Here is a 25,409-nt window from a genome sequence, read left to right as displayed (position 1 = left end):
TCTAGGCGACAATGATGGCCATGGCTTCACGACGGCGGACCGCAATCGTGATGTTGTCGACACGGACGGCGATCGGGTCGCGCCCGACCAGGCCCTCGTGCAGGACCTCGACCCGGGCGCCCTCGACGAAGCCAAGCTCGATCAGCCGGCTCTCGAGCTCGATGTCCGAGAGCGCCGAGCCCGCATCCCCGGCGGAAAGGTGTTGGATGACGCCGATATAGCCGCGCTGGGCCAGGCCCAGCGGAATCCGCGAACGCGTGTCATTGGTGTCGGTCATGCCCTGTATTTTCAACGCAGGGCAGTGAGGTCAAGCGCGCGGGTCGGCTGAAACTGCACCTTAGAGTGATTTTAAAGTGCAGAACCGTGAGGCGCCCTTGGAGGACGCCCAACGGCTACTGGGCCGGGACCTTTTCCGGCTGGATGGCGGCCATGGCGCGGCTCTTGAAGTAGTCGAGGACGAACAGGCGGATCGCCGAGGACAGATTGCCCTGCTGGCGGTTGCCGTCGATCTCGCCGACCAGCTCGGACAGCGTCATGTTGCGCAGGCCCGAGATCTCCTTCATGCCGTTCCAGAACGCCTCTTCCAGGCTGACGCTGGTCTTGTGGCCGGCGACCACGATCGACCGTTTCACCACGGGCGACTTCATGACTGATCCTCGCGATCGATCTGATGCTGGTCCAGATGCGCCTTCGCCTTGTCCGCGCGCGTCTCCTCCGCCGACCGCTCCGCCTTCGTGCGGCCGAACTTCGCCCGATTGGTGTCCGCCTGCTTCGCCGATGCTTCCCGCTCGGCGCGCTTCCTGAAACGATTCAGGTTGATGACGTTCCCCATGCCGCGTCTCCATCATCCGCTCCTCTTCAGGCTGGATGAAACATTCAGAAACTGGGTGCCGTGTTGCGCCCTATGAGACTTGATCGCCATTCGCTCGTCCTCGTCAATTGGCCCCTTGGGCCACCAAACGATGAATTAGCCCCGTCAAAGGGCAGAGAGGCCTGCGTAGCACGCCGCCTCGCCACAACATTGACGGTAATCAAATCCCGGCCCTTAAGCCTTATATTTATGAGCCCCAAGGCACCGTATCATTACGGATGACTATCGGAATTCGGAATTCATCCAGGCCGCGTCATTTTCTCCGGCTGCACCAGCCGGTCGAACTCGTCAGCCGAGACGAAGCCGAGCCGCAGCGCCTCCTCCTTCAGCGTGGTGCCGTTGGCATGCGCGGTCTTCGCCACCTTGGCGGCGTTGTCGTAGCCGATCTTCGGGGCGAGCGCGGTCACCAGCATCAGCGAGCGCTGCATCAGCTCCCTGATGCGCTTTTCGTCGGCGCGGATGCCGCTGACGCAATGTTCGGTGAAGGAGCGCGCGGCGTCCGCCATCAGCCGGATCGAGTGCAGCATGTTGTAGGCGAGCACGGGCTTGTAGACGTTGAGCTCGAAATGGCCCTGGCTGCCGGCGACTGTGATCGCGGTGTGATTCCCGAACACCTGGCAGCACACCATCGTCATCGCCTCGCACTGCGTCGGGTTGACCTTGCCGGGCATGATCGAGGAGCCCGGCTCGTTCTCCGGCAGGATCAGTTCGCCGAGGCCCGAGCGCGGGCCCGATCCGAGCAGGCGGATGTCGTTGGCGATCTTGAACAGGCCTGTCGCGACGGAATTGATGGCGCCGTGCGCCAGCACATAGGCGTCGTTCGAGGCCAGCGCCTCGAATTTGTTGGCGGCGCTGGTGAAGGGTAGCTTCGTAATCCCGGTAACGTGCTTTGCGAATAGTCTTGCGAAGCGCGGCTTGGAGTTGAGGCCGGTGCCGACGGCGGTACCGCCCTGGGCCAGCGGATAGAGGTCCTTCACCGCGACCTTGAGGCGGGCGATGCCGCTTTCGACCTGCGCGGCGTAGCCGGAAAATTCCTGGCCGAGCGTCAGCGGCGTGGCGTCCTGGGTGTGTGTCCGCCCGATCTTGACGATTTTTGCGAACTCCTTCTCCTTCTTGCGGAGCGCGCGCAGCAGCTCGCCGAGGGCAGGGACGAGATCGGCATTGATGCGGCTCGCGGCCGCGATGTGCATCGCGGTCGGGAACGAGTCGTTCGACGACTGGCTCATGTTGACGTGATCGTTGGGATGCACCGGCTCCTTGGCGCCGAGCTCGCCGCCGAGCAGCTCATTGGCGCGGTTGGCGATGACCTCGTTGAGGTTCATGTTGCTCTGCGTGCCCGAGCCGGTCTGCCACACGACAAGCGGGAAATGATCGTCCAGCTTGCCCTCGATCACCTCGCGCGCGGCGCGGATGATGGCTTTGCCCCGGCGCTGGTCGAGCAGGCCGAGCGCGAGGTTGGATTGTGCGGCGGCGAGCTTGACGATGCCGAGCGCATGCACGAGCTCGATCGGCATGCGGTCGATGCCGATGCGGAAATTCTGGCGCGAGCGTTCGGTCTGCGCCCCCCAATAGCGATCGGCGGGGACCTCGATGGGGCCGAAACTGTCGGTCTCGGTGCGGCTGGCGGGGCGGGCAGTCTTCGAGCGAGCAGTGTTCGAGCGAGCAGTCTTGGCCATGAGCACATCCATTCTGCGGCACGGAATGCCGTGCAGCCTCTTGATGTGCTCTTCTATATCGGCAGTTTGGCCGGGCGCGACCGTTTCGCGTCCAACCTAGATCATTTCTTGCGGAAACGATCGAGCCGCACCACCTCGGCGCCGCCCTGGTTCGGGGCGGTCGGCTCCTCAGCGCTTTCCGCCGGCTCGCTGGCAGGCGCGGGCACCGCGACGGCCGACGGCGCGGGAGCGGCCGGCAATGTCTCGGGCGAGACCTCGGCGACATCGGAGGTGTCGAACTGGAGGCCGAACTTCACGGACGGATCGAGGAAGCTCTTGATCGCGCTGAACGGCACGATCAGCCGCTCCGGAATGCCGCCGAAGGACAGGCCGACCTCGAAACGGTCCTCGAGCACGGTCAGATCCCAGAACTGGTGCTGGAGGATGATCGTCATCTCTTCCGGGTATTGCGCCAGGAGCCGCGACGACAGCTTCACGCCCTCGGCCTTCGACACGAAGGTGATGAAGAAATGGTGCTCGCCCGGCAGTCCATGGGACGCGGCATCGGTCAGCACCTTCCGCAGCACGCCGCGCAGCGCGTCGCGGGCCAGCACATCGTATCGGATATGATCGGTCGCCATGGTGGTCCTGTTGCATTCCAGGAGTTGGGCCCTGCCGGCCCGACTCGCCAAGCCGCAATAGTACCGCGCCTGACGGGTCAGCAGGAGTCCCCGCCGGGAAGGAAATAAGAGGTAAGTGGAGGCTTCTGTTGCCAGGTGCCTCCGAACCCCGCCTAACGGAGCTTAACCCGTTAGGACTTTAAGATGGTCTTTCAAACTGCGTTACGCAGCCTGAGCAACCGGAGCAAAGTTGTCGTTGGCAACTATTGCAGTAGCCCGATAACGGCGGAACAATACCGGGAAAAAGCACGCCCTTTACGCCCTCGTCGATCCTATTTCGCCCCCGCCAAAACCCGCTCTGGGTGAGCCCGCTGGTGGGCTTTGGTGGAGGCGCCGGGTACCGCCCCCGGGTCCGAATGGTTTATTGCGACGACCGTTTATTTCCATAGCCGGCGAACCGGCACCCCCAATATAGGGGGCAAAGGTTTCAAATGACAGGTGTTTCGAGCGGCGATCCCACGGTTCCCTTTGGATAGTTCCGGCCGCGCCTCCGTATGATCTTGGTCCTGGGACGGCCAGCGTTCTAAGCTCCTGACATGTCCACGGATTCAGCACCGGCCGCCCAAGAGCCGGATCAAGAGCCAGATCAAGAGCTGGACCATCCAGCCGCCCACGCTCCTCCGCCCGGCCTCGTCGCGCTGTTCCTGGCCTTCGCCCGGATGTCGCTGGCCGGCTTCGGCGGGGTCCTGGTGTTTGCCCGCCACGCCATCGTCGATCAGCACGCTGGATGACGGCGGACGAGTTCAACGAGACCTTTGCGCTCTGCCATTTCCTGCCAGGGCCCAACATCGTCAACCTGTCGATGGTGTTCGGGTCGCGGCTGCGCGGCATCGCCGGCGGCGTTGCCGCTTTTACCGGGCTGTTGCTGCCGCCGACGGTGATCATGACGGTGCTTGCGATCATCTACGCCCGGTTCGGCGACGTGGAGGTGCTGCGCCGGATTCTCGCGGGCATCTCCTGCGCGGCGGTCGGGCTGCTGATCGCGGTGGTCTTCCGCATGATGATGCCACTGCTCAAGCGGATGGACGTCGTCGTGCTCATTCTCATGCTCGGCGTGTTCGTTGCGATCGGCGTGCTTCGCCTGCCGCTCCAGGCGGTGCTGCTGGTCGCGATTCCCATCAGTATCGGCGTCACATATTGGGTGCGGCGGAAGGTAGCAGCATGAACAGCGAAAACCCGATCTGGGCGCTGATCTCCACCTTTGGTCTAATGTCGCTGTTCGCAGTCGGCGGCGCTGCGGCGGCGGTGCCGGAGATGCACCGCATCGCGGTCGACGTGCATCACTGGATGACCGAGAAGCAGTTCGCCGACGCCTATGCGATCGCACAGCTCTCGCCAGGTCCGAACGTACTTATCGTCACGTTAATCGGCTATGCCGTCGCCGGCATCCCCGGCGCGCTGGCGGCAACGCTGGCGATGTGCCTGCCGACGGCGCTGCTTGCCTATTATGTCAGCCGTCTGTTGCGCCGGCCCAGCCAATCGCGCTGGCCAGCCTTGATTCAGACTGCACTGGTTCCGCTATCGATTGGATTGATGGCAGCCAGCGCCCTGATCCTGGCCCAGTCGACCGATCGCACCTTTGCTGCGCTGCTTCTGACCGCGGCGGTTGCAGTGCTCGCATCCGTCTCGCGCATCAATCCACTCTGGCTTCTGCTCGCCGGAGGCCTGTTTGGTTTTGCTGGCATTGTGTGATGAAAATCGCTAGGCAGTGATCCGGGCGGGGGGATCCTTTTCCAGCCGATTAGAACAACAGTGCTCGTGACTTAGAAGTCGCGGAGGAGACAAGCATGGCCGACACGATGGGCCACTCGGCGACTGCCACCCGAAACACGGCGGTGGCGCTCGGCTTCTGCCTGCTGGCGATAGCGCCGCAGATTTTCGAATTCATCTGGTCGATCGGGACGATCTTCGGCTGGGGTGCCGGGCGCGGCCCACTGCAGGTCGTAACCGGCCATGCGACGGCGCTGCTCGCCGGCGCGCCCAGTGCCATATTCGGATCGTTCGGTGGCGGCACCAAGAAGGCGTCATCCGATGTGCTGCTGGCGCTGATCTATTCCTATCCGCTGTTTGCTGTGGCGATCCTCACGCTGTTCATGACGATCCGGTCGGCGCAGGACTATGTCGGTGGCGTCATCCTGATGGCGCTCGCCCTGTTCGCGCTGTGGGCGTCGAGCGATCTGCAGGGCATGCGCGGCTTCTCCTTCGGCGCCGGCACGGCACCGCGGATGTTCGGTGGATTGCTGGTGGCCTTGTCGGCCGGCATCGCCTTGACGGGCCTTCTGACCGATGGGCCGGCGATGGCCCATTATTCCTGGCGCGGGCCTCTGTTCGTGATGGTCGCGATCCTGTTTTTCGCGCTGGCGATCCGGCCGCTCGGCCTCGTGGTCACGGCCTTCGTGAGCTTCATGATTGCAGCGCTGGGCTCGCATGAGACGCGCTGGCTGGAGGCCGCCATCGTCGGCGCCTGCCTGACGCTCGGCTGCGCAATCCTGTTCCCGTACGTGCTCGGGTTGCCGATGCCGATGTTCCCGCGTTTCCTAGTTCAGTGAGGGTGTAATGGAGCTCTTTGCCAACCTCGCTCACGGTTTTGCCGTCGCGTTCTCTCCGATCAACCTGCTGATGTGCCTGATCGGCGCCCTCGTGGGCACGCTGGTCGGCGTGCTGCCGGGCATCGGCACCATCGCGACGGTCGCGATGCTGCTGCCGATCACTTTCGGCCTGCCGCCGGTCGGTGCGCTGATCATGCTCGCCGGCATCTATTACGGCGCCCAATATGGCGGCTCGACCACGTCGATCCTGGTCAACATACCCGGTGAGGCGACATCGGTCGTCACCGCCATCGACGGCCACCAGATGGCCAAGCAGGGCCGCGCCGGCCCGGCGCTGGCGATCGCCGCGATCGGCTCGTTCTTCGCTGGCTGCGTTGCGACCGTTTTGATCGCCGTCCTCGGCGCGCCGCTCACGAAGCTCGCGCTGGCGTTCGGTCCGGCCGAGTATTTCTCGCTGATGGTGCTCGGCCTGATCTTCGCGGTGGTGCTGGCCAAAGGCTCGGTGCTGAAGGCGATCGCGATGATCGTGTTCGGCCTGCTGCTCTCGATCGTCGGCTCGGACATCGAGACCGGCGCCTCGCGCATGGCCTTCAACATTCCGGAGCTCGCCGACGGCCTCGGCTTCGCGACGGTGGCGATGGGTGTATTCGGCTTCGCCGAGATCATCCGCAATCTCGACGCCGGCGCCGAGATGAATCGCGATCTCGTGCAGCAGAAGATCACCGGCCTGATGCCGACCAGGAAAGACCTGACCGACTCGGCGCCTGCAATCCTGCGCGGCACGGTGCTCGGCTCGATCCTCGGCATTCTGCCGGGCGGCGGCGCGGTCATCGCGTCGTTTGCCGCCTATACGCTCGAGAAGAAGCTCGCCAAGAACCCGTCGCGGTTCGGCCGCGGCGCGATCGAGGGCGTGGCGGGGCCGGAAAGCGCCAACAACGCCGCGGCGCAGACCTCGTTCATTCCGCTGCTGACGCTCGGCATCCCGCCGAACGCGGTGATGGCGCTGATGGTCGGCGCGATGACCATCCACGGCATCGTGCCGGGCCCGCAGGTCATGCAGAAGCAGCCGGATCTGGTCTGGGGCATGATCGCCTCGATGTGGATCGGCAATCTGATGCTGATCATCATCAACCTGCCGCTCGTCGGAATCTGGGTGCGGCTGCTGCGCGTGCCTTACCGGCTGATGTTCCCCTCGATCGTGATCTTCTGCGCGATCGGCATCTACTCGGTGAACAACGCACCGGTCGACGTCATCCTCGCGGGCGTCTTCGGTCTGGTCGGCTACTGGCTGATCAAGCACGATTTCGAGCCGGCGCCGCTGCTGCTCGGCATGGTGCTCGGACCGCTGATGGAAGAGAACCTGCGTCGTGCGCTGCTGATTTCGCGCGGCGACTGGAGCGTGTTCCTGACGCGTCCGTTGTCGGCGGTGCTGCTGGCGATCGCGGCGTTTCTGCTGATCCTCACGGTCCTGCCGGTGCTGCGCGCCAAGCGCGACGAGGTGTTCACCGAATCCGAGAACTGACCGCGCCTGCGTCGTCGCGGCGCCCTGCGTCCGCACGCCGCATTCGGAAGTCGAATCGACTTGTGTGACCGCTTCGTGAAATGAAAATGCCGGCCCTGTGGCCGCATTTTTGTTTTACGTCCGAGGGGATCGAGATGACTTCCATTCGCGCGCTTGCGGGCGCATGTGCTGCGGCGTTCGCATCGTTGTGCGCCTTTGTCGCACCGGCGGACGCGCAGACCTATCCGACGCGCAGCATCACCATGATCGTGCCGTTCGCGGCCGGCGGACCGACCGACGTGATTTCGCGCATCGTCACCGGGCACATGGCGCAGACGCTCGGACAGAGCATCATCATCGAGAACGTGGTCGGCGCTGGCGGCACCACCGCGACCACGCGCGCTGCGCGCGCGGCCAATGACGGCTATACGCTCATTACCGGGCATATGGGCACGCATGCCGCCTCCGTGCCGCTCTATCCGAAACTCGCCTACCACCCGGAAAAGGATTTTGAGCCGGTCGCGCTGCTCGCGGGCACGCCGATCCTGATCCTGGCGCGCAAGGACTTTCCGCCGAAAGACCTCAAGGAGTTCGTCGCCTACGTGAAAGCGAACGCCGAGAAGGTCAACGCCGCGCATGCCGGCGTCGGTTCGGTCTCGCACGTCTCCTGCGAGCTCCTGCACTCGATCCTCGACGTCAAGCCGGTCGGCGTGCCCTTCAACGGCACGGGGCCCGCGATGAATGCGCTGGTGGCCGGACAGGTCGATTACATGTGCGACCAGATCGTCAATGCGGTGCCGCAGATCAATGCCGGCACCATCAAGGCCTATGCGATTGCGACGGCCGAGCGCAATCCGTCGCTGCCGAACGTGCCGACCACGGCGGAGGCCGGCCTGCCTGCCTTCCAGGCCCAGGCCTGGAACGCGATGTTCGCGCCGAAGGGAACTTCGCCCGCGATCATCGCGAGCCTGAACGCCGCCGCCATCAAGGCGCTCGACGACGAGACCGTGAAGAAGCGCCTGCTCGAGCTCGGCAGCGTCATTCCGGGCCCCAAGGACCGGACGCCGGAGGCGCTGGCGACCCTCGTCAAGAACGAGATCGCGAAGTGGACCCCGGTGCTCAAGCCGGCAACTTAACCAGCACTTTCAAGCCGATAGGCGAGGGGCGGGACGCAAGTTCCGCCCCTTTTTGTTTGCGCCGGGAACAGTCACTTTTCGGGGTATAATGCGCTTAAGCAGCGAATCGCTGCTGTCGTAGCGCGGGGCGCGCCGTTAAGTTCGCCGCCTCCCCAAAGGCTCAATGGCACATGCACCAGTATCAGGACCTGCTCGAGCGGATTCTTTCAGACGGCGCCGAGAAGACCGACCGGACCGGCACCGGTACGCTGTCGGTGTTCGGCCATCAGATGCGCTTCAACCTGTCCGCCGGCTTCCCGATGCTGACCACCAAGCGGCTGCCGCTGAAGGCGATCGTGCATGAGCTGCTGTGGTTCCTGAAGGGCGACACCAACATCAAATATCTGCGCGACAACGGCGTCACCATCTGGGACGAGTGGGCGGACGCCGATGGCAATCTCGGGCCGGTCTACGGCCATCAATGGCGCTCTTGGCCCACGGCCGACGGGCGCAGCATCGACCAGATCGCCAATGTCATCGACATGATCAAGCGCACCCCGGACTCGCGCCGGCTGATCGTCACAGCCTGGAATCCCGCCGACGTCGAGAAGATGGCGCTGCCGCCCTGCCACCTGCTGTTCCAGTTCTATGTCGCCAACGGCAAATTGTCCTGCCAGCTCTATCAGCGCTCGGCCGATGTGTTCCTCGGCGTGCCCTTCAACATCGCGTCCTATGCGCTGCTGACGATGATGGTCGCGCAGGTCACGGGATTGAAGCCCGGCGACTTCGTGCACTCGCTCGGCGATACCCATCTCTATTCCAATCACCTGGAGCAGGCGCGGCTCCAACTCACGCGCGCGCCGCGGACGCTGCCGGTGATGCGGATCAATCCCGAGGTGAAGGACATCTTCTCCTTCCGCTACGAGGATTTCGAGCTCGTCGGCTACGACCCGCATCCGCACATCAAGGCGGCGGTCGCGGTCTAGCGCCGATGTCGTTGAACATCCGCCGCGCGCGTCCCGGTGAAGCCGGGCTCGTTCTTGCCTTCATCCGCGAACTCGCCGAATACGAAAAACTCTCGCACGAGGTCGTGGCGACCGAGGCGATGATTGCGGAAGCGCTGTTCGGCAACGATCCGCGGCTCTTTTGTGCGGTCGCCGAGTGGAACGGCGAGCCGGTCGGCTTCGCGGTGTGGTTTCTCAATTTCTCCACCTTCAGCGGCCGCCACGGCATCTATCTCGAAGATTTGTATGTGCGGCCGTCGCATCGGGGCAGGGGCCTCGGCAAGGCGCTGCTGGTCCATCTCGCCAAGGAATGCGTCGACAACGGCTGGTCGCGCTTGCAATGGGCGGTGCTCGACTGGAATGCGCCGTCGATCGCGTTCTACAAATCGCTCGGCGCCGTCATGATGGACGACTGGACGCTGTGCCGCGTCACGGGCCCTGCGCTGACACGGCTTGCAGGGGGCGCGTCCTGATGGAGATCGTCTTCGTCGTCGCAATTGCGGAGAACGGCGTCATTGGCGCCGGCAACGGATTCCCGTGGCGATTGAAATCCGACATGGCGCGCTTCAAGGCGCTCACGATCGGCAAGCCCGTGATCATGGGCCGCAAGACCTTCGAAACCCTGCGCCGGCCGCTTCCTGGCCGTACCAACATCGTCATCACGCGCGATGCGGATTATCGCGCCAATGGCGCCATCGTCACGACATCGGCTGCCGATGCGGGCGCGGTTGCGCTTGGCGATGCCCTGCGGCGTTCGGTCGCCGAGATCGCGGTGATCGGTGGCGCCGAGATCTATCGGCAATGGCTCGATCGCGCCGATCGCCTCGAAATCACCGAAGTGCATGCGCGCCCCGAAGGCGACACGCATTTCGACATCGACAAGGCAGAGTGGGATGAGGTTGGGCGCATCCGTCATCCTGCCGGACCCGACGACAGCGCCGACTACTCCTATGTGACATATCGTCGGCGGGCGGGCAATTAACCGCATTCGTCAATGTTTACATTGACTTTTTCGTGCCCGAGCATAGCTCGAAGGACAGCCCGGGCCGCGTTGTAAGGGACTTGCCTGTCCCCTATAAAGCCGGACCGGACAAAGCGGGCGGGGGCGATTTTCACCCTGCCGAGGAGAGCGTCGAATGCCGTGGAAGAATCAGGGCGGTGGCCCATGGGGCTCGGGTCCGAAGGGACCATGGGGCAACGGCCCGCAACCGGTCGGGCCAAGGCCGCCGGATCTGGAAGACCTTCTGCGGCGCGGCCAGGACCGCCTCCAGCAGATCATGCCGGGCGGCTATTTCTCCGGCATCGGCATCACGCTGATCGTCCTGCTCATCATCGCGTTCTGGCTGCTGTCGGGCTTCTTCCGGGTGCAATCCGAAGAGCTCGGCGTCGTGCTGCGCTTCGGCAAGCATGTCCGCACCGTGCAGCCGGGTCTGAACTATCATCTGCCCTATCCGATCGAAACCGTGCTGCTGCCGAAGGCGTTGCGCGTCAACACGATCTCCATCGGCATGACGCTGATCGACGATCCGGCGCGGCGCGGCCGCTCCATTCGTGACGTGCCGGAAGAGAGCCTGATGCTGACCGGCGACGAGAACATCGTCGACGTCGACTTCACCGTGCTCTGGCGCATCAAGCCGGACGGCGTCGGCGACTTCCTCTTCAACATCCAGAATCCCGAAGGCACCGTGAAGGCGGTCTCCGAGAGCGCGATGCGCGAGGTGATCGGCCGTTCGCAGATTCAGCCGATCCTGACCGGTGCGCGCAACGTCACCGAACAGGGCGTGCAGGAGTTGATCCAGAGGACCCTGGACAGCTACGGCGCTGGTATTCTCATCAGCCAGGTGCAGATGCAGAAGGTCGACCCGCCGGCGCAGGTGATCGACGCGTTCCGCGACGTCCAGGCGGCGCGCGCCAATCTCGAGCAGCTGCAGAACGAGGCGCAGACCTACGCCAACCAGGTCGTGCCGCAGGCCCGCGGACGTGCGGCGCAGATCACGCAGGCCGCCGAAGGCTACAGGGAGCAGACGGTCGCCGAGGCCAAGGGCCAGAGCTCCCGCTTCCTGAAGGTTTACGAAGAATACAAGAAGGCGCCCGACGTGACGCGTGAACGGATCTATCTGGAGACGATGGAGCGCGTGCTCGGCGGCGCCGACAAGCTCGTCTATGACGGCGGCCCCTCGGGCCAGGGCGTCGTGCCCTATCTGCCGCTCAATGAGTTGACGACCAAGCGGCCGCCTACCACCGGTCAGCAGTCGAGCGGAGGCAACCGATGAGGTCTCCGGTCACAGGTATCGTCACGCTGCTCGCCCTCCTGCTCGTCGTGATCGTCGGCTACATGTCGCTGTTCACGGTGCAACAGACCGAGCAGACCATCGTGCTGCAGTTCGGCCGTCCCGTCGACGTCGTCACCGCGCCCGGCCTGCACTTCAAGGCGCCGTGGAATTCGGTGATCAACATCGACAAGCGGATCCTCGATCTGGAGAACCCGTCGCAGGAAGCGATCGCGTCCGACCAGAAGCGGCTCGTGGTCGACGCCTTCGCGCGTTACCGCATCAAGGACGCGCTGCGCTTCTACCAGAGCGTCGGCTCGATCCAGGCCGCCAACATCCAGCTCACCACGCTCCTGAACGCGGCGCTGCGCCGCGTGCTCGGCGAGGTCACCTTCATCAACGTGGTGCGCGACGACCGCGAGAAGCTGATGCAGCGCATCCGCGACCAGCTCGATCGCGAGGCCGACGGCTACGGTATCCAGGTCGTCGACGTCCGGATCCGCCGTGCCGACCTGCCGGAGCAGAACAGCCAGGCGGTCTACCAGCGCATGAAGACCGAGCGCGAGCGCGAAGCCGCCGAGTTCCGTGCGCAGGGCGGCCAGAAGGCACAGGAGATCCGCTCCAAGGCCGACCGCGAGGCGACCGTGATCGAGGCGGAAGCCAAATCGCAGGCCGAGCAGATCCGCGGCGTCGGCGACGCCGAGCGCAACCGCCTGTTCGCGGAAGCCTACGGCAGGGACGCCGACTTCTTCGCCTTCTACCGGTCGATGACAGCCTACGAGAACGGGCTGCGCGCGAACGACACCCGCTTCCTGCTGCGGCCGGACTCGGATTTCTTCCGGTTCTTTGGTAACCCGTCCGGCAAGACGGCGACCGAGACGCCGGCGAAGCCGTGAGCTAGACAGGGGGCGGCAGTTCTGCCGCCCCTCGTCCAGACAAGAACAGCACAACGGGAGGTTCCATTCCGATGAGGTCCATTGCGTTCGCCGACTTCCTCATCGGCTTAGGCATCCTGTTCGTGCTGGAAGGCTTGATGTTCGCGGCAAGTCCCAACTGGATGCGCAAGGCCATGAAAAGCGCCATCGCTACGCCGGACAATATCCTGCGGGCGGTTGGAATCGGTTCGGCCGTGGCCGGCCTGGTCTTGATCTGGGTTATGCGCCGTCCGATTTAGGCGCCACGCCAACGCCAAAGTGAAGGCGAGAGACTGGTTTTCGCCGTAATATCCGGGTCTTGAGGCCCGTTAAGCTCCGCGCTTGCGCCGTCCCCCCGTTCGAGCGCAGTCTTGGAGGCGAATCCTTGGCGCCTGATCCTTTTCTCTGGAGATACCAATGACCGCTGCCACCATTGCCCCGACCCGCTTGCGCTTAGGGCTGGCCGCGCTCGCCGTCAGTGCATTCAGCGCGTTCGGCACGCCGGCCCTCGCGCGCGGCCCGGACGGGATCGCCGACGTCGCCGAGAAGGTGATCGACGCGGTCGTCAACATCTCGACCTCGCAGACCGTCGAAGCCAAGGGCGGCGGCAGCAACACCATGCCGCAACTGCCGCCCGGCTCGCCCTTCGAGGAGTTCTTCGACGACTTCTTCAAGAACCGCCGCGGCCCCGGCGGCGGCAGCAAGGGCGGCGAGCGCGGTGACAACCCGCCCCGCAAGACCAACTCGCTCGGCTCCGGCTTCATCATCGACACCGCCGGCGTCGTCGTCACCAACAACCACGTCATCGCGGACGCCGACGAGATCAACGTCATCCTCAACGACGGCACCAAGATCAAGGCCGACCTGGTTGGCGTCGACAAGAAGACCGACCTCGCCGTGCTGAAGTTCAAGCCGCCGAAGCCGCTGGTTGCCGTGAAGTTCGGCGACTCCGACAAGCTGCGCCTCGGCGACTGGGTGATCGCGATCGGCAATCCGTTCAGCCTCGGCGGCACGGTGACGGCTGGTATCGTCTCGGCCAAGAACCGCGACATCTCCTCGGGGCCGTATGACAGCTATATCCAGACCGACGCCTCCATCAACCGCGGCAATTCCGGCGGTCCGCTGTTCAACCTCGATGGCGACGTCATCGGCGTCAACACGCTGATCATCTCGCCCTCCGGCGGCTCGATCGGCATCGGCTTTGCCGTGCCGTCGAAGACGGTTGTCGCGGTGGTCGACCAGCTCCGCCAGTTCGGCGAACTGCGCCGCGGCTGGCTCGGCGTGCGCATCCAGAGCGTTACCGACGAGATCGCCGAGAGCCTCAACATCAAGCCCGCGCGCGGCGCGCTGGTCGCCGGCGTCGACGACAAGGGCCCGGCCAAGCCCGCCGGCATCGAGCCCGGCGATGTCGTCGTCAAGTTCGACGGCAAGGACGTCAAGGACCCCAAGGATCTCTCCCGCGTCGTCGCCGACACGGCGGTCGGCAAGGAAGTCGATGTCGTCATCATCCGCAAGGGCCAGGAGGAGACCAAGAAGGTCACGCTCGGCCGTCTCCAGGATCCCGACAAGGTGCAGGCCGCGGTGAAGACCGACGAGCCGGCGCCCGAGAAGCTGGTGACGCAGAAGGCGCTCGGTCTCGATCTTGCGGCGCTCAGCAAGGATTTGCGCACGCGCTACAAGATCAAGGACAGCGTCAAGGGCGTGGTCGTCACCAATGTCGAGGCCAATTCGGACGCTGCCGAGAAGCGCCTCTCCGCCGGCGACGTCATCGTCGAGGTTGCGCAGGAAGCGGTGTCGAGCGGCGCCGACGTCCAGAAGCGGGTCGACCAGCTCAAGAAGGACGGCAAGAAGTCCGTGCTGCTGCTCGTCTCCAACGCCGACGGCGAGCTGCGGTTTGTGGCGCTGAGCGTGCAGTAAAGGGCACTCGCTCTTGCTGCTCGTCATGGCCGGGCTTGACCCGGCCATCCACGCCTTTGCAACGTGGACCGACCAAGACGTGGATGCCCGGGACGAGCCCGGGCATGACGATGTTGAGATTTACGCCTCCACGAACTCGTCCCGCCGATACCCCTGCGCATAAAGCAGCGCGGTGAGATCGCCATGGTCGATCCGCGCGGCGGCCGCAGCCGCGACCGCTGGCTTGGCGTGATACGCCACGCCCAGCCCCGCCGCCTGGATCATCGCGAGATCGTTGGCGCCATCGCCGACCACGACCGAGTCGATGTCGTCGAGATCGAACGACTCCATCAGGTCCACCAGCGTTGCAAGCTTTGCCGCGCGGCCCAAAATCGGCTCCTTGACCTCGCCGGTGAACTTGCCGTCGCGGACGACGAGCTCGTTGGCGCGGTTCTCCTGGAAGCCGAGCTTGGCGGCGACCGCGCGCGTGAACAGCGTGAAGCCGCCCGAGACGAGACAGGTATAGGCGCCGTGGGCGCGCATGGTCGCGACCAGTTCGCGGCCGCCCGGCGTCAACGTGATGCGCTTGGCCAGCACCTCGTCGACCACGCCGGCGGGAAGGTCCTTCAGCAGCGCGACGCGCTCGCGCAGCGCCGGCTCGAACTCGATCTCGCCGCGCATCGCGCGTTCCGTGATGGCGGCCACGTGGGCCTTCATCCCGACGAGATCGGCGAGCTCGTCGATGCATTCCTGGCCGATCATGGTGGAATCCATGTCGGCGAGAAAAAGCTTCTTGCGCCGGAAGCCGACTGGCTGCACCACGATGTCGATGGGAAGGTCGCCGCGAAGCTCGCGCAACCGCTGTTCGATGGCGTGACGGTCGCCTTGGAGGTTATCCTGCGCGCCGAAGGGAATGTCGACCGCAACCCCGTCGAACAGCCAGTGCGCAGGTTGCGCCTGGGGCAGCACGGCGCGGGCGCCGTCGACGATGGTGCTGTCGAGCGCGGGATTGTCGGGATTGCAGATCAGCGTGGCGACGAGGGACATTTGAGGTTTTCGTGAGCGAGGGGCAAGTCAGCAGAAGGCATGTTGGCAAGGCCGTGCTTATCGCAGGCCCGACCGCCAGCGGCAAGTCGGCGCTGGCGGTCGAGCTTGCCCTGAGTACGGGCGGAATCGTCATCAATGCCGATTCCATGCAGGTCTATCGCGACCTCCGCATCATCACCGCGCGCCCCACACATGGCGAGGAAGGACGTGCGCCGCACCGTCTCTACGGCCACGTCGATGCGGCCGTGAATTTCTCGGCCGGCGCCTGGGTGGTCGACGCGACGAATGCGCTGGAAGAGGCGAAAGCCGAAGGCCGCCTGCCGATCTTCATCGGCGGTACGGGCCTTTATTTCAAGGCGCTGACGGCGGGGCTCTCCGTGGTGCCGCCGATTCCCGCCGAAATACGTGAGGGCGTGCGCGCGCGGCTGGAGCAGAACGGCGTCGAGGCGCTGCATGAGGAACTTGCACGCCGTGATCCGCGCGCCGCGGAACGATTGAACCTGCGCGACCGCACCCGGATCGCGCGCGCGCTCGAAGTGGTCGAAGCGACGGGCCGTTCGCTGCTCGACTGGCACCATGAAGGCCAGCCGCCGCTGCTGCCCAAGGACAGTTTTCACGCGGTGTTTCTCGCCCCCGAGCGCGACGAGCTCTATGCCCGCATCGATGCCCGTTTCGATGCCATGCTCGGTGCCGGCGCGTTGAGGGAGGTTGAGCGGCTCGCCGCAAGACATCTCGATCCGCTGCTGCCGGCGATGAAAGCCCATGGCGTGCCGGCCCTGATCCGGCATCTGCGCGGTGAGATCGGCCTGGACGATGCCGCCATGATCGGTCGCGCCGACACCCGCCACTACGCCAAGCGGCAATTCACCTGGTTCCGGCACCAATTGCCCGAATTCGAATGGGTCAAACCCGAGGAGGCGAGGGGGTGGCTCGCCGCCATCGTGAATGCGGAGCGGGAAGAGGGGTGAGGGCCTCGCTCCATCGTCATTCCGGGGCGATGCGAAACATCGCCCCCGGAATGACGAGCGGGGACTGACGCGCTTTTGTGCCCGGGTTCCCGCATTTACCTCTCGCCGAACCCCGGGAACACCGCTACACTGCCAAAATCGCGCGGGAACGGCCGCATCGCCTTGACATCCGGGCTTTGGCCGTTATGTTTCGCGCAACCTTTGGGAAGCCGAGCGCCTGCCATGCGTAACATTATTACCAAACTCCTTATCGCCGTCGTACCCAGGCACACCGCCGGGGGTGGCTAGCTGCCATCCAAGACAGGCGGTGTGCATGGGCCCTCTTCGGGGCCTTTTTTATTTCCCGAACCCGACACGAACGAAGCCGCTGACAACAGCGCATCCGGAGCAAGACAATGAGCGACAAGAGCCACGATCCGAACCAGATGACCGGCGCCGCGATGATCGTCCGCGCGCTCATCGATCATGGCGTGACCGACATTTTCGGCTATCCCGGTGGCGCCGTGCTTCCGATCTATGACGAGATCTTCCAGCAGAGCGAGGTCCAGCACATCCTGGTCCGCCACGAGCAGGGCGCGGGCCACGCCGCCGAGGGCTATGCGCGCTCGACCGGCAAGCCGGGCGTTGCACTGGTGACCTCCGGTCCCGGCGCCACCAACATGGTGACGCCGCTGACCGACGCGCTGATGGACTCGATCCCGCTGGTCTGCATCTCCGGCCAGGTGCCGACGCATCTGATCGGCAACGACGCTTTCCAGGAGTGCGACACGGTCGGCATCACGCGGCCCTGCACCAAGCACAATTGGCTGGTGCGCGACGTCAACGATCTCGCCAAGGTGCTGCACGAGGCCTTCTATGTCGCGACCTCCGGCCGTCCCGGCCCGGTGCTCGTCGACGTGCCCAAGGACGTGCAGTTCGCGACCGGCACCTATCATCCGCCGCGCAAGTCGGACGTGCACCGCTCCTACGCGCCGCGCGTGAAGGGCGACGCGACGCAGATCCGCAAGGCCGTGTCGCTGCTCGCCAATGCCAAGCGTCCGGTGATCTACAGCGGTGGCGGCGTCATCAATTCCGGCCCCGAGGCGACCAAGCTCCTGCGTGAGCTGGTTGAGGTCACCGGCTTCCCGATCACCTCCACGCTGATGGGTCTGGGTGCCTATCCGGCGTCGGGCAAGAACTGGCTCGGCATGCTCGGCATGCACGGCACCTATGAAGCCAACATGACCATGCACGATTGCGACGTCATGCTGTGCGTCGGCGCGCGCTTCGACGACCGCATCACCGGCCGCGTCGATGCGTTCTCGCCGGGCTCGAAGAAGATCCACATCGACATCGATCCGTCCTCGATCAACAAGAACATCCGTGTCGACGTGCCGATCATCGGCGACTGCGGCAACATCCTCGGCGACATCCTCCAGGTGTTCAAGGCGGAAGCGAAGAAGCCCGACATCAAGGCCTGGTGGCAGCAGATCGCGCAGTGGCGCGCCCGCAATTCGCTCTATTACAAGAAGAGCAACGACGTGATCCTGCCGCAACACGCGATCCAGAGCCTGTTCGAGGCGACGCGCGGCAGGGACACTTACATCACGACGGAAGTCGGCCAGCACCAGATGTGGGCGGCGCAGTTCTTCGGTTTCGAGGAGCCGCATCGCTGGATGACGTCGGGCGGTCTCGGCACCATGGGCTACGGCCTGCCGGCCGCGATCGGCGTGCAGGTTGCCCATCCCGACAGCCTCGTCATCGATATCGCGGGCGATGCCTCGGTGCAGATGACGATGCAGGAGATGTCGACGGCGGTTCAGTACGAACTACCGATCAAGATATTCATCCTGAACAACCAGTACATGGGCATGGTGCGGCAATGGCAGCAGCTGCTGCACGGCAACCGGCTGTCGCATTCCTATTCGGAGGCGTTGCCGGATTTCGTCAAGCTCGCGGAAGCCTATGGCGGCGTCGGCATCCAGGTGCACAAGCCCTCCGATCTCGACGGTGCCATCCAGGAGATGATCTCGGTCAAGCGTCCGGTGCTGTTCGACTGCCGCGTCGCGGCGCTCGAAAACTGCTTCCCGATGATCCCCTCCGGCAAGGCGCACAACGAGATGCTGTTGCCTGAGCAGGCGAACGACGAGGCCACAGCAAAGGCGTTCGCCGGCGGCAAGGCGCTGGTGTGACGTCATGTTCGACCTGACGGAGCTCGAGCGCGCACATGCGATCGTGGGGCAGGCGGTGCCGGCGACGCCGGCACGCGGCTGGCCGCTGCTCGCCGAGCGCCTCGGGACGCAGGTCATCGTCAAGCACGAGAACCATACGCCGATCGGCGCCTTCAAGGTGCGCGGCGGTCTCGTCTATCTCGAAAGGCTGAAGCGCGAGCGGCCGAATACACCCGGCATCATCTCGGCGACGCGGGGCAACCATGGCCAGAGCCTGGCCTTTGCCGCGAGCCGCCACGGCGTGCCGGCAGTGATCTACGTGCCGCGCGGCAACTCGGTCGAGAAGAACCGGGCGATGAAGGCGTTTGGCGCCGAGCTGGTCGAGCATGGCGAGGACTTTCAGGCGGCCGCCGAAGAGGCGCAGCGGCGCGCGCAGTTTACCGGCCTGCATATGGTGCCGTCGTTCCATCCGGATCTCGTGCTCGGCGTCGCCACCTATGCGCTCGAACTGTTCCGGACGGCGCCGGATCTCGATGTTCTCTATGTGCCGATCGGGCAGGGCTCTGGAATCTCCGGCTGCATCATGGCGCGCGACCTGCTCGGCCTGAAGACCGAGATCGTCGGCGTGCAGTCGACCGAAGCGCCGTCCTACGCGCTGTCGTTCGCGGCCGGCAAAGTCGTGACGACGAAGACCAGCAACACGCTGGCCGACGGCATGGCAACGCGCATTCCCGACGCAGACGCGTTCGCGCTGATCCGGAAGGGGGCCGCGCGCATCGTGCAGGTTTCCGACGACGAGGTCGCCGCCGCGATCCGCGCCTACTGGACCGACACGCACAATCTCGCCGAAGGTGCCGGCGCAGCCTCGCTCGCCGCGGCGCTTCAGGAGAAGACCAAGCTGTCAGGAAAGCGCGTCGGTCTCGTGCTGTCCGGCGGCAATATCGATTTCGATCTGTTCCGCAGTTGGGTCGGGGGAGAGGCGCCAGCGATGGCGTGACGGAGAGACAAGAGGGGACGACCATGAACCAGCCGGCATCCGCCTATTTCATCGAAGACCGCCACGATCCGAACGAGACGCATACGCTCTCGGTGCTCGTGCAGAACGAGCCGGGCGTGCTCGCGCGCGTCATCGGGCTGTTCTCCGGGCGCGGCTACAACATCGAAAGTCTCACCGTCTCGGAGACCGAGAGCCAGAAGCACTTGTCGCGCATCACCATCGTCACCACGGGCACGCCGATGGTGATCGAGCAGATCAAGCACCAGCTCGACCGCATGATCCCGGTCTATCGCGTCGTCGACATGACCCTGACCAAGCGCTCGATCGAGCGCGAGCTTGCGATGGTGAAGGTGCGCGGGCAGGGCGAGCATCGTGTCGAGGCGCTGCGGCTGGCGGATGCGTTCCGCGCCCGCGTGATCGACGCCACCACCGAGAGCTTTGTGTTCGAGATCACAGGCAATACGGACAAGATCAACCAGTTTATCGACCTGATGCGCCCGCTCGGCCTTGTCGAGGTGTCGCGCACCGGCGTTGCCGCGATTGGCCGCGGGCCTGAGGGGATGTGAGCCATGCTGGCGCGCGACTGGTACTACAACGAGCGCAACCGGATGGGGATCGAGCCCGCAGTGGCCTCGATCTACGACGCCCATGACGATGCCGATCTGCGGGCGCGCGCCGCGCTGAAAATGCTCGGGGTGCAGCGCGGCTGGCGCATCGCGGATATCGGCTGTGGCAACGGCGTGCTCGCGACCGAAGCGGCGCTGATGGGTGCCGAGGTGGACGCCATCGACATCTCGCCGGCGATGCTGGCGCTCGCCGAGATCTACGCCCGCGACCGCAAGGCGCCGGTGCGCACGCAGTCGGCCGGCTTGCTCAGCTTCGCCTACCAGCCGGAATCCTACGATCTGATCGTCAGCGAGTTCACGCTGCACCATCTGCCGGATTTCTGGAAGGCGGTGGCGATGTCGCGGATCCACCGTGCACTGAAGCCGGGCGCGAGCTTCTATCTGCGCGACATCGTCTACGCCTCGATGCCCGACGCCATCGAGCGCGACGTCGAGCAATGGGCCGACTTCCATATCAAGAACCACGATTTTTCGCGCGAAAGCGTCGTCACGCACATGCGCGACGAATATTCCACCTTCGGCTGGGTGATGGAACGGATGCTGACCGATGTCGGCTTCACGCTGGTCTCGGTCGACTACCACGCGCCCATGCACGGCACTTATCTGCTGCGGAAACCGAAAGCCGGCGAGCAAGGCTAGAACAGAACAACAAACAGGGCTGCGCGACAAAGCAGAACCGAGAACAACAATGAAGCCGGCCGATATCTTCATCGCCATTCTGGTGGCGGTCATCTGGGGGCTTGCCTTCGTGGCGAGCCGGATCGCGCTCGACGAGTTTTCGCCGGAGCTGATGACGGCGATGCGCTTCACCATTGCCGCGGTGCCTTGCCTGTTCATTCCCAAGCCGAAGATCGCCTGGTCGCTGCTGATCGCGATCAGCTTCACGCTGTTCCTCGGCCAGTTCCTGAGCCAGGCCTATGGCATCGCCCACGGTGTGCCGGTGGGGTTGACCAGCGTCGTCGTGCAGAGCCAGGCGTTGTTCACCATCGGCTTTGCCGCGATCGCATTCGGCGAGCGGCCGACGCCGGTGCAGACGCTTGGCATCGTCGTCGCCGCAGTCGGCCTGCTCTTGATCTGCGGCACCGTCGGTTACGATTTCAGCGTTGGTGCCTTCGCGGTGCTGATGATCGCCCCGATTTGCTTTGCCGTCGGCAATCTCCTGCTGCGCGGCGCCCGTGGCGCGCCGATGTTCGCGCTGGCGCTGGTCGTCAACGGGCCGGCGCCGACCTTCCAGTCGCTGATCCATATGTCGCCGACTGGCCTCGTGTGCCTGCTGGCGATCGGCGCCATCTCGACCAGCATCGCCTATTGGCTGTGGGGCCGGCTGCTGCGTGATTATCCAGCCGCTCAAGTGGTGCCGTTCGCGCTGCTGGTGCCGTTCGTCGGCTCGGCCGCTTCCAGCATCGTGTTTGGCGAGAAGTTCGGCCCGTTGCGGCTGGCCGGGATGCTGACAGTCATCGGCGGCATCGCGGTGATGGTGCTGGCGAGGCGCCCGCAGCCGCTGCCGAAGACCGCGTGAGGTGAGCATGTCCCAGTCGCTGCTCTATGCCTTCATCATCTTCGCCCTCGTGATGTTCTTCACGCCGGGGCCGAACAACATCATGCTGCTGTCGTCGGGACTGACTTACGGCTTCCGCCGCACCATCCCGCATATCGCCGGCATCACGATCGGCTTCGCCTTCATGGTCGGCGCCGTCGGCCTCGGGCTCGGCACGGTGTTTCTGGCCTATCCCATCCTCCAGAGCATCCTGAAATATGCCGGCGCCGCCTACCTGATCTACCTCGCCGCGGTGATCGCCTTCTCGGGGCCGGCCAAGCCGGGCGAGGAGGACGGCCGTGGCCCGATGACCTTCTGGGGCGCGGCGATGTTCCAGTGGATCAACGCCAAGGGCTGGGTGATCGTGATCGGCACCATCACCGCCTATGCGGCCATCGCCCAATTCCCCCTGAACATCGCGATCCAGACCCTGATCAGCCTGCTCGTCGGCACGGTCTCGACGGTGGTCTGGGCCCTGTTCGGCACTGCACTACGACCGGTACTGACCTCGGAGCGGCTGGTTCGCGCTTTCAATATCGTGATGGCGCTCCTGCTGCTCGCCTCCCTCTACCCCGTTTTCATGGATGCATGATGTCGCGGATTTCCATGCAGAAACGGGTTTCCCTAGGGGCTGAAAATGCTCTAGACAGCCCCCGAAATCCGCAAATTTCACCCTTCGGACACTGACCTTTGGCCGATTCTGGCCCTGAACGAGGAAACGACTATGCGTGTTTATTACGATCGCGACGCCGACCTGAACCTGATCAAGGGCAAGAAGGTCGCCATCGTCGGCTATGGCAGCCAGGGCCACGCCCATGCGCTCAACCTCAAGGACTCCGGCGTCAAGGAAGTCGCCATTGCGCTGCGCAAGGACTCGGGCTCGGTCAAGAAGGCGGAAGCCGCCGGCTTCAAGGTGATGGAAGTCGCCGAAGCCGCCAAATGGGCCGACCTCGTCATGATGCTGACCCCGGACGAGCTCCAGGGCGACATCTATCGCGAGCACCTGCACGGCAACATGAAGAAGGGCGCCGCCCTCGTGTTCGCGCATGGCCTCAACGTCCACTTCAACCTGCTCGACCCGCGCGCCGACCTCGACGTGCTCATGATCGCGCCGAAGGGGCCCGGCCACACCGTGCGCTCCGAGTATCAGCGCGGCGGCGGCGTGCCCTGCCTGATCGCGATCGCCAAGGACGTCTCGGGCAATGCCCATGACCTCGGCCTCTCCTACGCCTCCGCTGTCGGCGGCGGTCGTGCGGGCATCATCGAGACCACCTTCAAGGAAGAGTGCGAGACCGACCTGTTCGGCGAGCAGGTCGTGCTCTGCGGCGGCCTGGTCGAACTGATCAAGGCCGGCTACGAGACCTTGGTCGAAGCCGGTTACGCCCCGGAGATGGCCTATTTCGAGTGCCTGCACGAAGTGAAGCTGATCGTCGACCTGATCTATGAAGGTGGCATCGCCAACATGAACTACTCGATCTCCAACACCGCGGAGTACGGCGAGTACGTCACCGGTCCGCGCATCGTCACCGCGGAGACCAAGGCCGAGATGAAGCGCGTTCTCGCCGACATCCAGGGCGGCAAGTTCGCCCGCGACTGGATGCTCGAAAACAAGGTCAACCAGACCTCGTTCAAGGCGACCCGCGCCAAGCTCGCCGCGCATCCGATCGAGGAAGTCGGCGCGAAGCTCCGTGACATGATGCCCTGGATCAAGAAGGGCGCGCTGGTCGACAAGAGCAAGAACTGACGGCTGCGCCGTCATTCCGGGTTCGCGACTTCGTCGCGCCCCGGAATGACGAGCGAAACACAAGCTTCGCTCGCCAAACCAAATTTTAAACCTTCTCGACTACATCGGAGCGAGATCGCGAACGGCGGTCTTGCTCCTTTCATCTCGCGCGAAGCATTGCTGCTTCATTCAAATTCTTCGCGAGCTGACATGCCCTCTGAGCGCGAAGAACTGACGCCTAAACCACATTCTTGGTCTCGCGTCGTTTTCATAACTTCTCCAGAAGCTCGCGATCGCCAAAAGCCCAGCGTCTTCAAGATCGAGGATTCGGATCTTCATCTGCATCCTCACGGCGCAACCAATCTCATGTCGCGAAGTTCGCGCGCCGCTTCATCTTAAGAATCGACACCCGCGACGTCCCTTTGAGCGTTGGTTGGGATTGCACTGACACATCCTTCTCTCCATGATCGCGGGAACTTGAGGGGGAGGGGTCTATGCGATCTGTCGTCGTCACCGGCGCGTCCACCGGCATCGGCTGGGCCATTGCGAAATTTCTGATCGGGCGCGGCTACCGCGTCTTCGGCAGCGTCCGCAAGCAGGCCGACGCCGACCGGCTCAAGGGTGAGTTCGGCGCGAACTTCACGCCGCTCCTGTTCGACGTTACCGACGAGGCCGCCGTGCTCGCCGCTGCGCGCCAGGTTCGCGAGGTGCTGGCTGGCGAGACGCTGGCGGGCCTCGTCAACAATGCCGGCATTGCGGTCGCGGGCCCGGTCCTGGAATTGTCGGTCGACGATTTCCGCCGCCAGATCGACATCAACGTCATCGGCCCGGTCATCGCGACGCAAGCCTTCGGGCCGCTGCTCGGCGCGGACCCATCGCTGAAGGGGCCGAAGGGGCGGATCGTGATGATCAGCTCGGTCGCCGGCAAGAACGGCAATCCGCTGTCGGCGCCTTACTGCACCTCCAAGCACGCCATCGAAGGCCTGTCCGAGAGCCTGCGGCGCGAGCTGATGCTGTTCGGGATCGACGTCATCATTGTCGCCCCGGGCGCAGTGAAGACGCCGATCTGGAGCAAGGCCGAAGAGATCGATCTCTCCGTCTACCAGAACTCGCCCTATCTGCCGGCGCTGAACAAGGTCATGGCGTTCATGATGGACCTCGGTGCGAAGGGTCTGCCGGCCGAGCGGATCGCCGAAATCGTGTTCGAGGCGCTGACCGCCGCGAGCCCCAAGGTGCGCTACCAGATCACGCCGGACCCGCTGCGCCATCTGATCGGCGCATTGCTGCCGAAACGGACCGTCGATCGCATCATTGCCAAGCGCCTCGGGTTCCTGCCGCAGGGCTGATCGACGTTCAGCTCGCTTCGGCCGTGCGTCGGCGGGGGTGGGCGGCCATCGCGATCAGCCGCAGCGCCATCACGGCGAGCAGCGGAATGAGGAAGGCGGCATAGAGCGGCATCGCCGGCACGCGCTTGCCGAACGACACCATGAACTGGAACCAGAGGTAATAGCCGCCGACGAGGTGCAGCACGCGCCAGGCCTGCGGCCCGAGCTGCGCGACGGTGCGGTCGAACGAGGTCGCGCTCATGGCGATGATGAACGCATAGCCGATGCCGCCAAAGATGTAGGAGGCGGTTGAAGTCGCCTCCGCAAAGCCGGCCGGGTCCATTTTGGCGAAGGCAACGATCGCGCCTGCGTGGATGGCGTGGGAGGTCGCAAAGCTCAGGCCCAGATAGCGGCGGTTGCGGCGCTGCCAGCGGGCCCAGGCATTAGGCCACAGCCACGCGAGCGCCGCAGCCCCCGCGGGTCACTTCAAATTCCTCCGGGTGTGGTCAGTCAAATTCCTCCACCCGCGAGGCAGGACAAGGGACTGTTAGTTTGAGTTTGTTTCCCGGGCAAGAGCTTCA

The 25,409-nt window shown here is 64.5% G+C and carries 26 protein-coding genes, 1 other RNA gene and 2 pseudogenes; 21 read left to right on the top strand and 8 right to left on the bottom strand.

Annotation, left to right across the window (positions count from 1 at the left end):
- Nucleotide 1: 1 nt before the first annotated feature.
- The 6 genes from QJT78_RS14560 to ssrA all read right to left on the bottom strand — a co-directional run bounded on the left by QJT78_RS14560 (nucleotide 2) and on the right by ssrA (nucleotide 3,647).
- Nucleotides 2-277 (bottom strand): FeoA family protein, encoded by a 276-nt coding sequence (locus QJT78_RS14560; RefSeq protein WP_028147701.1) that lies wholly within the window; start codon nucleotides 275-277, stop codon nucleotides 2-4.
- Between the two features lie 115 nt (nucleotides 278-392).
- Nucleotides 393-647, bottom strand: coding sequence for a ribbon-helix-helix domain-containing protein (locus QJT78_RS14555; protein WP_014493044.1), 255 nt, complete (start codon nucleotides 645-647; stop codon nucleotides 393-395).
- Nucleotides 644-832 (bottom strand): DUF4169 family protein, encoded by a 189-nt coding sequence (locus QJT78_RS14550; RefSeq protein ID WP_028147702.1) that lies wholly within the window; start codon nucleotides 830-832, stop codon nucleotides 644-646. The genes QJT78_RS14555 and QJT78_RS14550 overlap by 4 nt, the downstream gene beginning before the upstream one ends.
- A gap of 278 nt (nucleotides 833-1,110) precedes the next feature.
- Nucleotides 1,111-2,559 carry a class II fumarate hydratase gene (gene fumC / locus QJT78_RS14545; RefSeq protein ID WP_028147703.1) on the bottom strand — a complete coding sequence of 483 codons (1,449 nt, stop codon included), beginning with the start codon at nucleotides 2,557-2,559 and terminating at the stop codon, nucleotides 1,111-1,113.
- An 89-nt stretch (nucleotides 2,560-2,648) separates the two neighbouring features.
- The gene (locus tag QJT78_RS14540; protein WP_028147704.1) at nucleotides 2,649-3,167 is read right to left on the bottom strand and encodes a ClpXP protease specificity-enhancing factor SspB; all 519 of its coding nucleotides are present in this window, start codon (nucleotides 3,165-3,167) and stop codon (nucleotides 2,649-2,651) included.
- Between the two features lie 114 nt (nucleotides 3,168-3,281).
- Nucleotides 3,282-3,647, bottom strand: a transfer-messenger RNA (tmRNA) gene (gene ssrA, locus QJT78_RS14535).
- Between the two features lie 95 nt (nucleotides 3,648-3,742).
- Here ssrA and QJT78_RS14530 point away from each other — a divergent pair.
- The 12 genes and pseudogenes from QJT78_RS14530 to QJT78_RS14475 all read left to right on the top strand — a co-directional run bounded on the left by QJT78_RS14530 (nucleotide 3,743) and on the right by QJT78_RS14475 (nucleotide 14,476).
- Nucleotides 3,743-4,371, top strand: a pseudogene (locus tag QJT78_RS14530) (chromate transporter).
- Nucleotides 4,368-4,898, top strand: coding sequence for a chromate transporter (locus QJT78_RS14525; protein ID WP_028147706.1), 531 nt, complete (start codon nucleotides 4,368-4,370; stop codon nucleotides 4,896-4,898). The pseudogene QJT78_RS14530 and the gene QJT78_RS14525 overlap by 4 nt, the downstream one beginning before the upstream one ends.
- 95 nt (nucleotides 4,899-4,993) lie before the next feature.
- Nucleotides 4,994-5,755: a tripartite tricarboxylate transporter TctB family protein gene (locus tag QJT78_RS14520; RefSeq protein ID WP_028147707.1), complete on the top strand. Its 762-nt coding sequence runs from the start codon at nucleotides 4,994-4,996 to the stop codon at nucleotides 5,753-5,755.
- Between the two features lie 7 nt (nucleotides 5,756-5,762).
- Complete coding sequence (locus tag QJT78_RS14515) at nucleotides 5,763-7,277, top strand: tripartite tricarboxylate transporter permease (protein ID WP_028147708.1); 1,515 nt, start codon at nucleotides 5,763-5,765, stop codon at nucleotides 7,275-7,277.
- A 134-nt stretch (nucleotides 7,278-7,411) separates the two neighbouring features.
- Nucleotides 7,412-8,392, top strand: a complete 981-nt coding sequence (locus QJT78_RS14510) for a tripartite tricarboxylate transporter substrate binding protein BugD (protein ID WP_028147709.1) — start codon at nucleotides 7,412-7,414, stop codon at nucleotides 8,390-8,392.
- Between the two features lie 170 nt (nucleotides 8,393-8,562).
- Nucleotides 8,563-9,357, top strand: a complete 795-nt coding sequence (locus tag QJT78_RS14505) for a thymidylate synthase (protein ID WP_028147710.1) — start codon at nucleotides 8,563-8,565, stop codon at nucleotides 9,355-9,357.
- Nucleotides 9,358-9,362: 5 nt separating this feature from the next.
- A complete protein-coding gene (locus QJT78_RS14500; RefSeq protein WP_028147711.1) occupies nucleotides 9,363-9,848 on the top strand; it encodes a GNAT family N-acetyltransferase in 486 nt (161 codons plus the stop codon).
- Nucleotides 9,848-10,357, top strand: a complete 510-nt coding sequence (locus QJT78_RS14495; RefSeq protein ID WP_028147712.1) for a dihydrofolate reductase — start codon at nucleotides 9,848-9,850, stop codon at nucleotides 10,355-10,357. The genes QJT78_RS14500 and QJT78_RS14495 overlap by 1 nt, the downstream gene beginning before the upstream one ends.
- 154 nt (nucleotides 10,358-10,511) lie before the next feature.
- Nucleotides 10,512-11,648 carry an FtsH protease activity modulator HflK gene (hflK, locus tag QJT78_RS14490; protein WP_028147713.1) on the top strand — a complete coding sequence of 379 codons (1,137 nt, stop codon included), beginning with the start codon at nucleotides 10,512-10,514 and terminating at the stop codon, nucleotides 11,646-11,648.
- Entirely contained in the window at nucleotides 11,645-12,541 is an 897-nt protein-coding gene (locus tag QJT78_RS14485) for a protease modulator HflC (RefSeq protein ID WP_028147714.1), read from the top strand. Before hflK ends, QJT78_RS14485 begins: the two co-directional genes overlap by 4 nt.
- A 71-nt stretch (nucleotides 12,542-12,612) precedes the next feature.
- Complete coding sequence (locus QJT78_RS14480) at nucleotides 12,613-12,819, top strand: DUF2065 domain-containing protein (RefSeq protein WP_025038031.1); 207 nt, start codon at nucleotides 12,613-12,615, stop codon at nucleotides 12,817-12,819.
- 157 nt (nucleotides 12,820-12,976) lie between these two features.
- On the top strand, nucleotides 12,977-14,476 hold the full coding sequence (locus QJT78_RS14475; RefSeq protein WP_028147715.1) for a Do family serine endopeptidase: 1,500 nt from the start codon (nucleotides 12,977-12,979) through the stop codon (nucleotides 14,474-14,476).
- A gap of 120 nt (nucleotides 14,477-14,596) precedes the next feature.
- On the opposite strand, the gene serB is transcribed toward QJT78_RS14475, so the two are convergent.
- On the bottom strand, nucleotides 14,597-15,502 hold the full coding sequence (gene serB / locus QJT78_RS14470) for a phosphoserine phosphatase SerB (protein ID WP_038942288.1): 906 nt from the start codon (nucleotides 15,500-15,502) through the stop codon (nucleotides 14,597-14,599).
- Nucleotides 15,503-15,513: 11 nt separating this feature from the next.
- Here serB and miaA point away from each other — a divergent pair, with 11 nt between their 5' ends.
- The 9 genes from miaA to QJT78_RS14425 all read left to right on the top strand — a co-directional run bounded on the left by miaA (nucleotide 15,514) and on the right by QJT78_RS14425 (nucleotide 24,849).
- Nucleotides 15,514-16,470, top strand: a complete 957-nt coding sequence (gene miaA, locus QJT78_RS14465) for a tRNA (adenosine(37)-N6)-dimethylallyltransferase MiaA (protein ID WP_038942287.1) — start codon at nucleotides 15,514-15,516, stop codon at nucleotides 16,468-16,470.
- A gap of 395 nt (nucleotides 16,471-16,865) precedes the next feature.
- Nucleotides 16,866-18,641 carry an acetolactate synthase 3 large subunit gene (locus QJT78_RS14460; RefSeq protein ID WP_028147718.1) on the top strand — a complete coding sequence of 592 codons (1,776 nt, stop codon included), beginning with the start codon at nucleotides 16,866-16,868 and terminating at the stop codon, nucleotides 18,639-18,641.
- A gap of 4 nt (nucleotides 18,642-18,645) precedes the next feature.
- Complete coding sequence (locus QJT78_RS14455) at nucleotides 18,646-19,617, top strand: threonine dehydratase (RefSeq protein WP_028147719.1); 972 nt, start codon at nucleotides 18,646-18,648, stop codon at nucleotides 19,615-19,617.
- 23 nt (nucleotides 19,618-19,640) lie between these two features.
- The gene (ilvN, locus tag QJT78_RS14450; RefSeq protein WP_014493064.1) at nucleotides 19,641-20,183 is read left to right on the top strand and encodes an acetolactate synthase small subunit; all 543 of its coding nucleotides are present in this window, start codon (nucleotides 19,641-19,643) and stop codon (nucleotides 20,181-20,183) included.
- Between the two features lie 3 nt (nucleotides 20,184-20,186).
- Nucleotides 20,187-20,882 carry a class I SAM-dependent methyltransferase gene (locus tag QJT78_RS14445; protein WP_028147720.1) on the top strand — a complete coding sequence of 232 codons (696 nt, stop codon included), beginning with the start codon at nucleotides 20,187-20,189 and terminating at the stop codon, nucleotides 20,880-20,882.
- A 49-nt stretch (nucleotides 20,883-20,931) separates the two neighbouring features.
- Nucleotides 20,932-21,762: an EamA family transporter gene (locus tag QJT78_RS14440; protein WP_281460257.1), complete on the top strand. Its 831-nt coding sequence runs from the start codon at nucleotides 20,932-20,934 to the stop codon at nucleotides 21,760-21,762.
- Between the two features lie 7 nt (nucleotides 21,763-21,769).
- Nucleotides 21,770-22,372 (top strand): LysE family translocator, encoded by a 603-nt coding sequence (locus QJT78_RS14435; protein ID WP_038942286.1) that lies wholly within the window; start codon nucleotides 21,770-21,772, stop codon nucleotides 22,370-22,372.
- 132 nt (nucleotides 22,373-22,504) lie between these two features.
- A complete protein-coding gene (gene ilvC, locus QJT78_RS14430) occupies nucleotides 22,505-23,524 on the top strand; it encodes a ketol-acid reductoisomerase (protein ID WP_028147723.1) in 1,020 nt (339 codons plus the stop codon).
- A 473-nt stretch (nucleotides 23,525-23,997) separates the two neighbouring features.
- Nucleotides 23,998-24,849 (top strand): SDR family oxidoreductase, encoded by an 852-nt coding sequence (locus tag QJT78_RS14425; protein WP_038942285.1) that lies wholly within the window; start codon nucleotides 23,998-24,000, stop codon nucleotides 24,847-24,849.
- A 7-nt stretch (nucleotides 24,850-24,856) separates the two neighbouring features.
- On the opposite strand, the pseudogene QJT78_RS14420 reads toward QJT78_RS14425, so the two are convergent.
- Nucleotides 24,857-25,300 (bottom strand): annotated as a pseudogene (locus QJT78_RS14420) (hypothetical protein); the annotation flags it as partial.
- Between the last annotated feature and the right edge of the window lie 109 nt (nucleotides 25,301-25,409).

Origin of the sequence: Bradyrhizobium sp. Mp27, from assembly GCF_029953005.1 — a bacterium.
GTDB classification, from domain to species: Bacteria; Pseudomonadota; Alphaproteobacteria; order Rhizobiales; family Xanthobacteraceae; genus Bradyrhizobium; species Bradyrhizobium barranii.
Note: the sequence above shows the minus strand (reverse complement) of the source record. Positions and strands in the feature narration are given on the sequence as shown.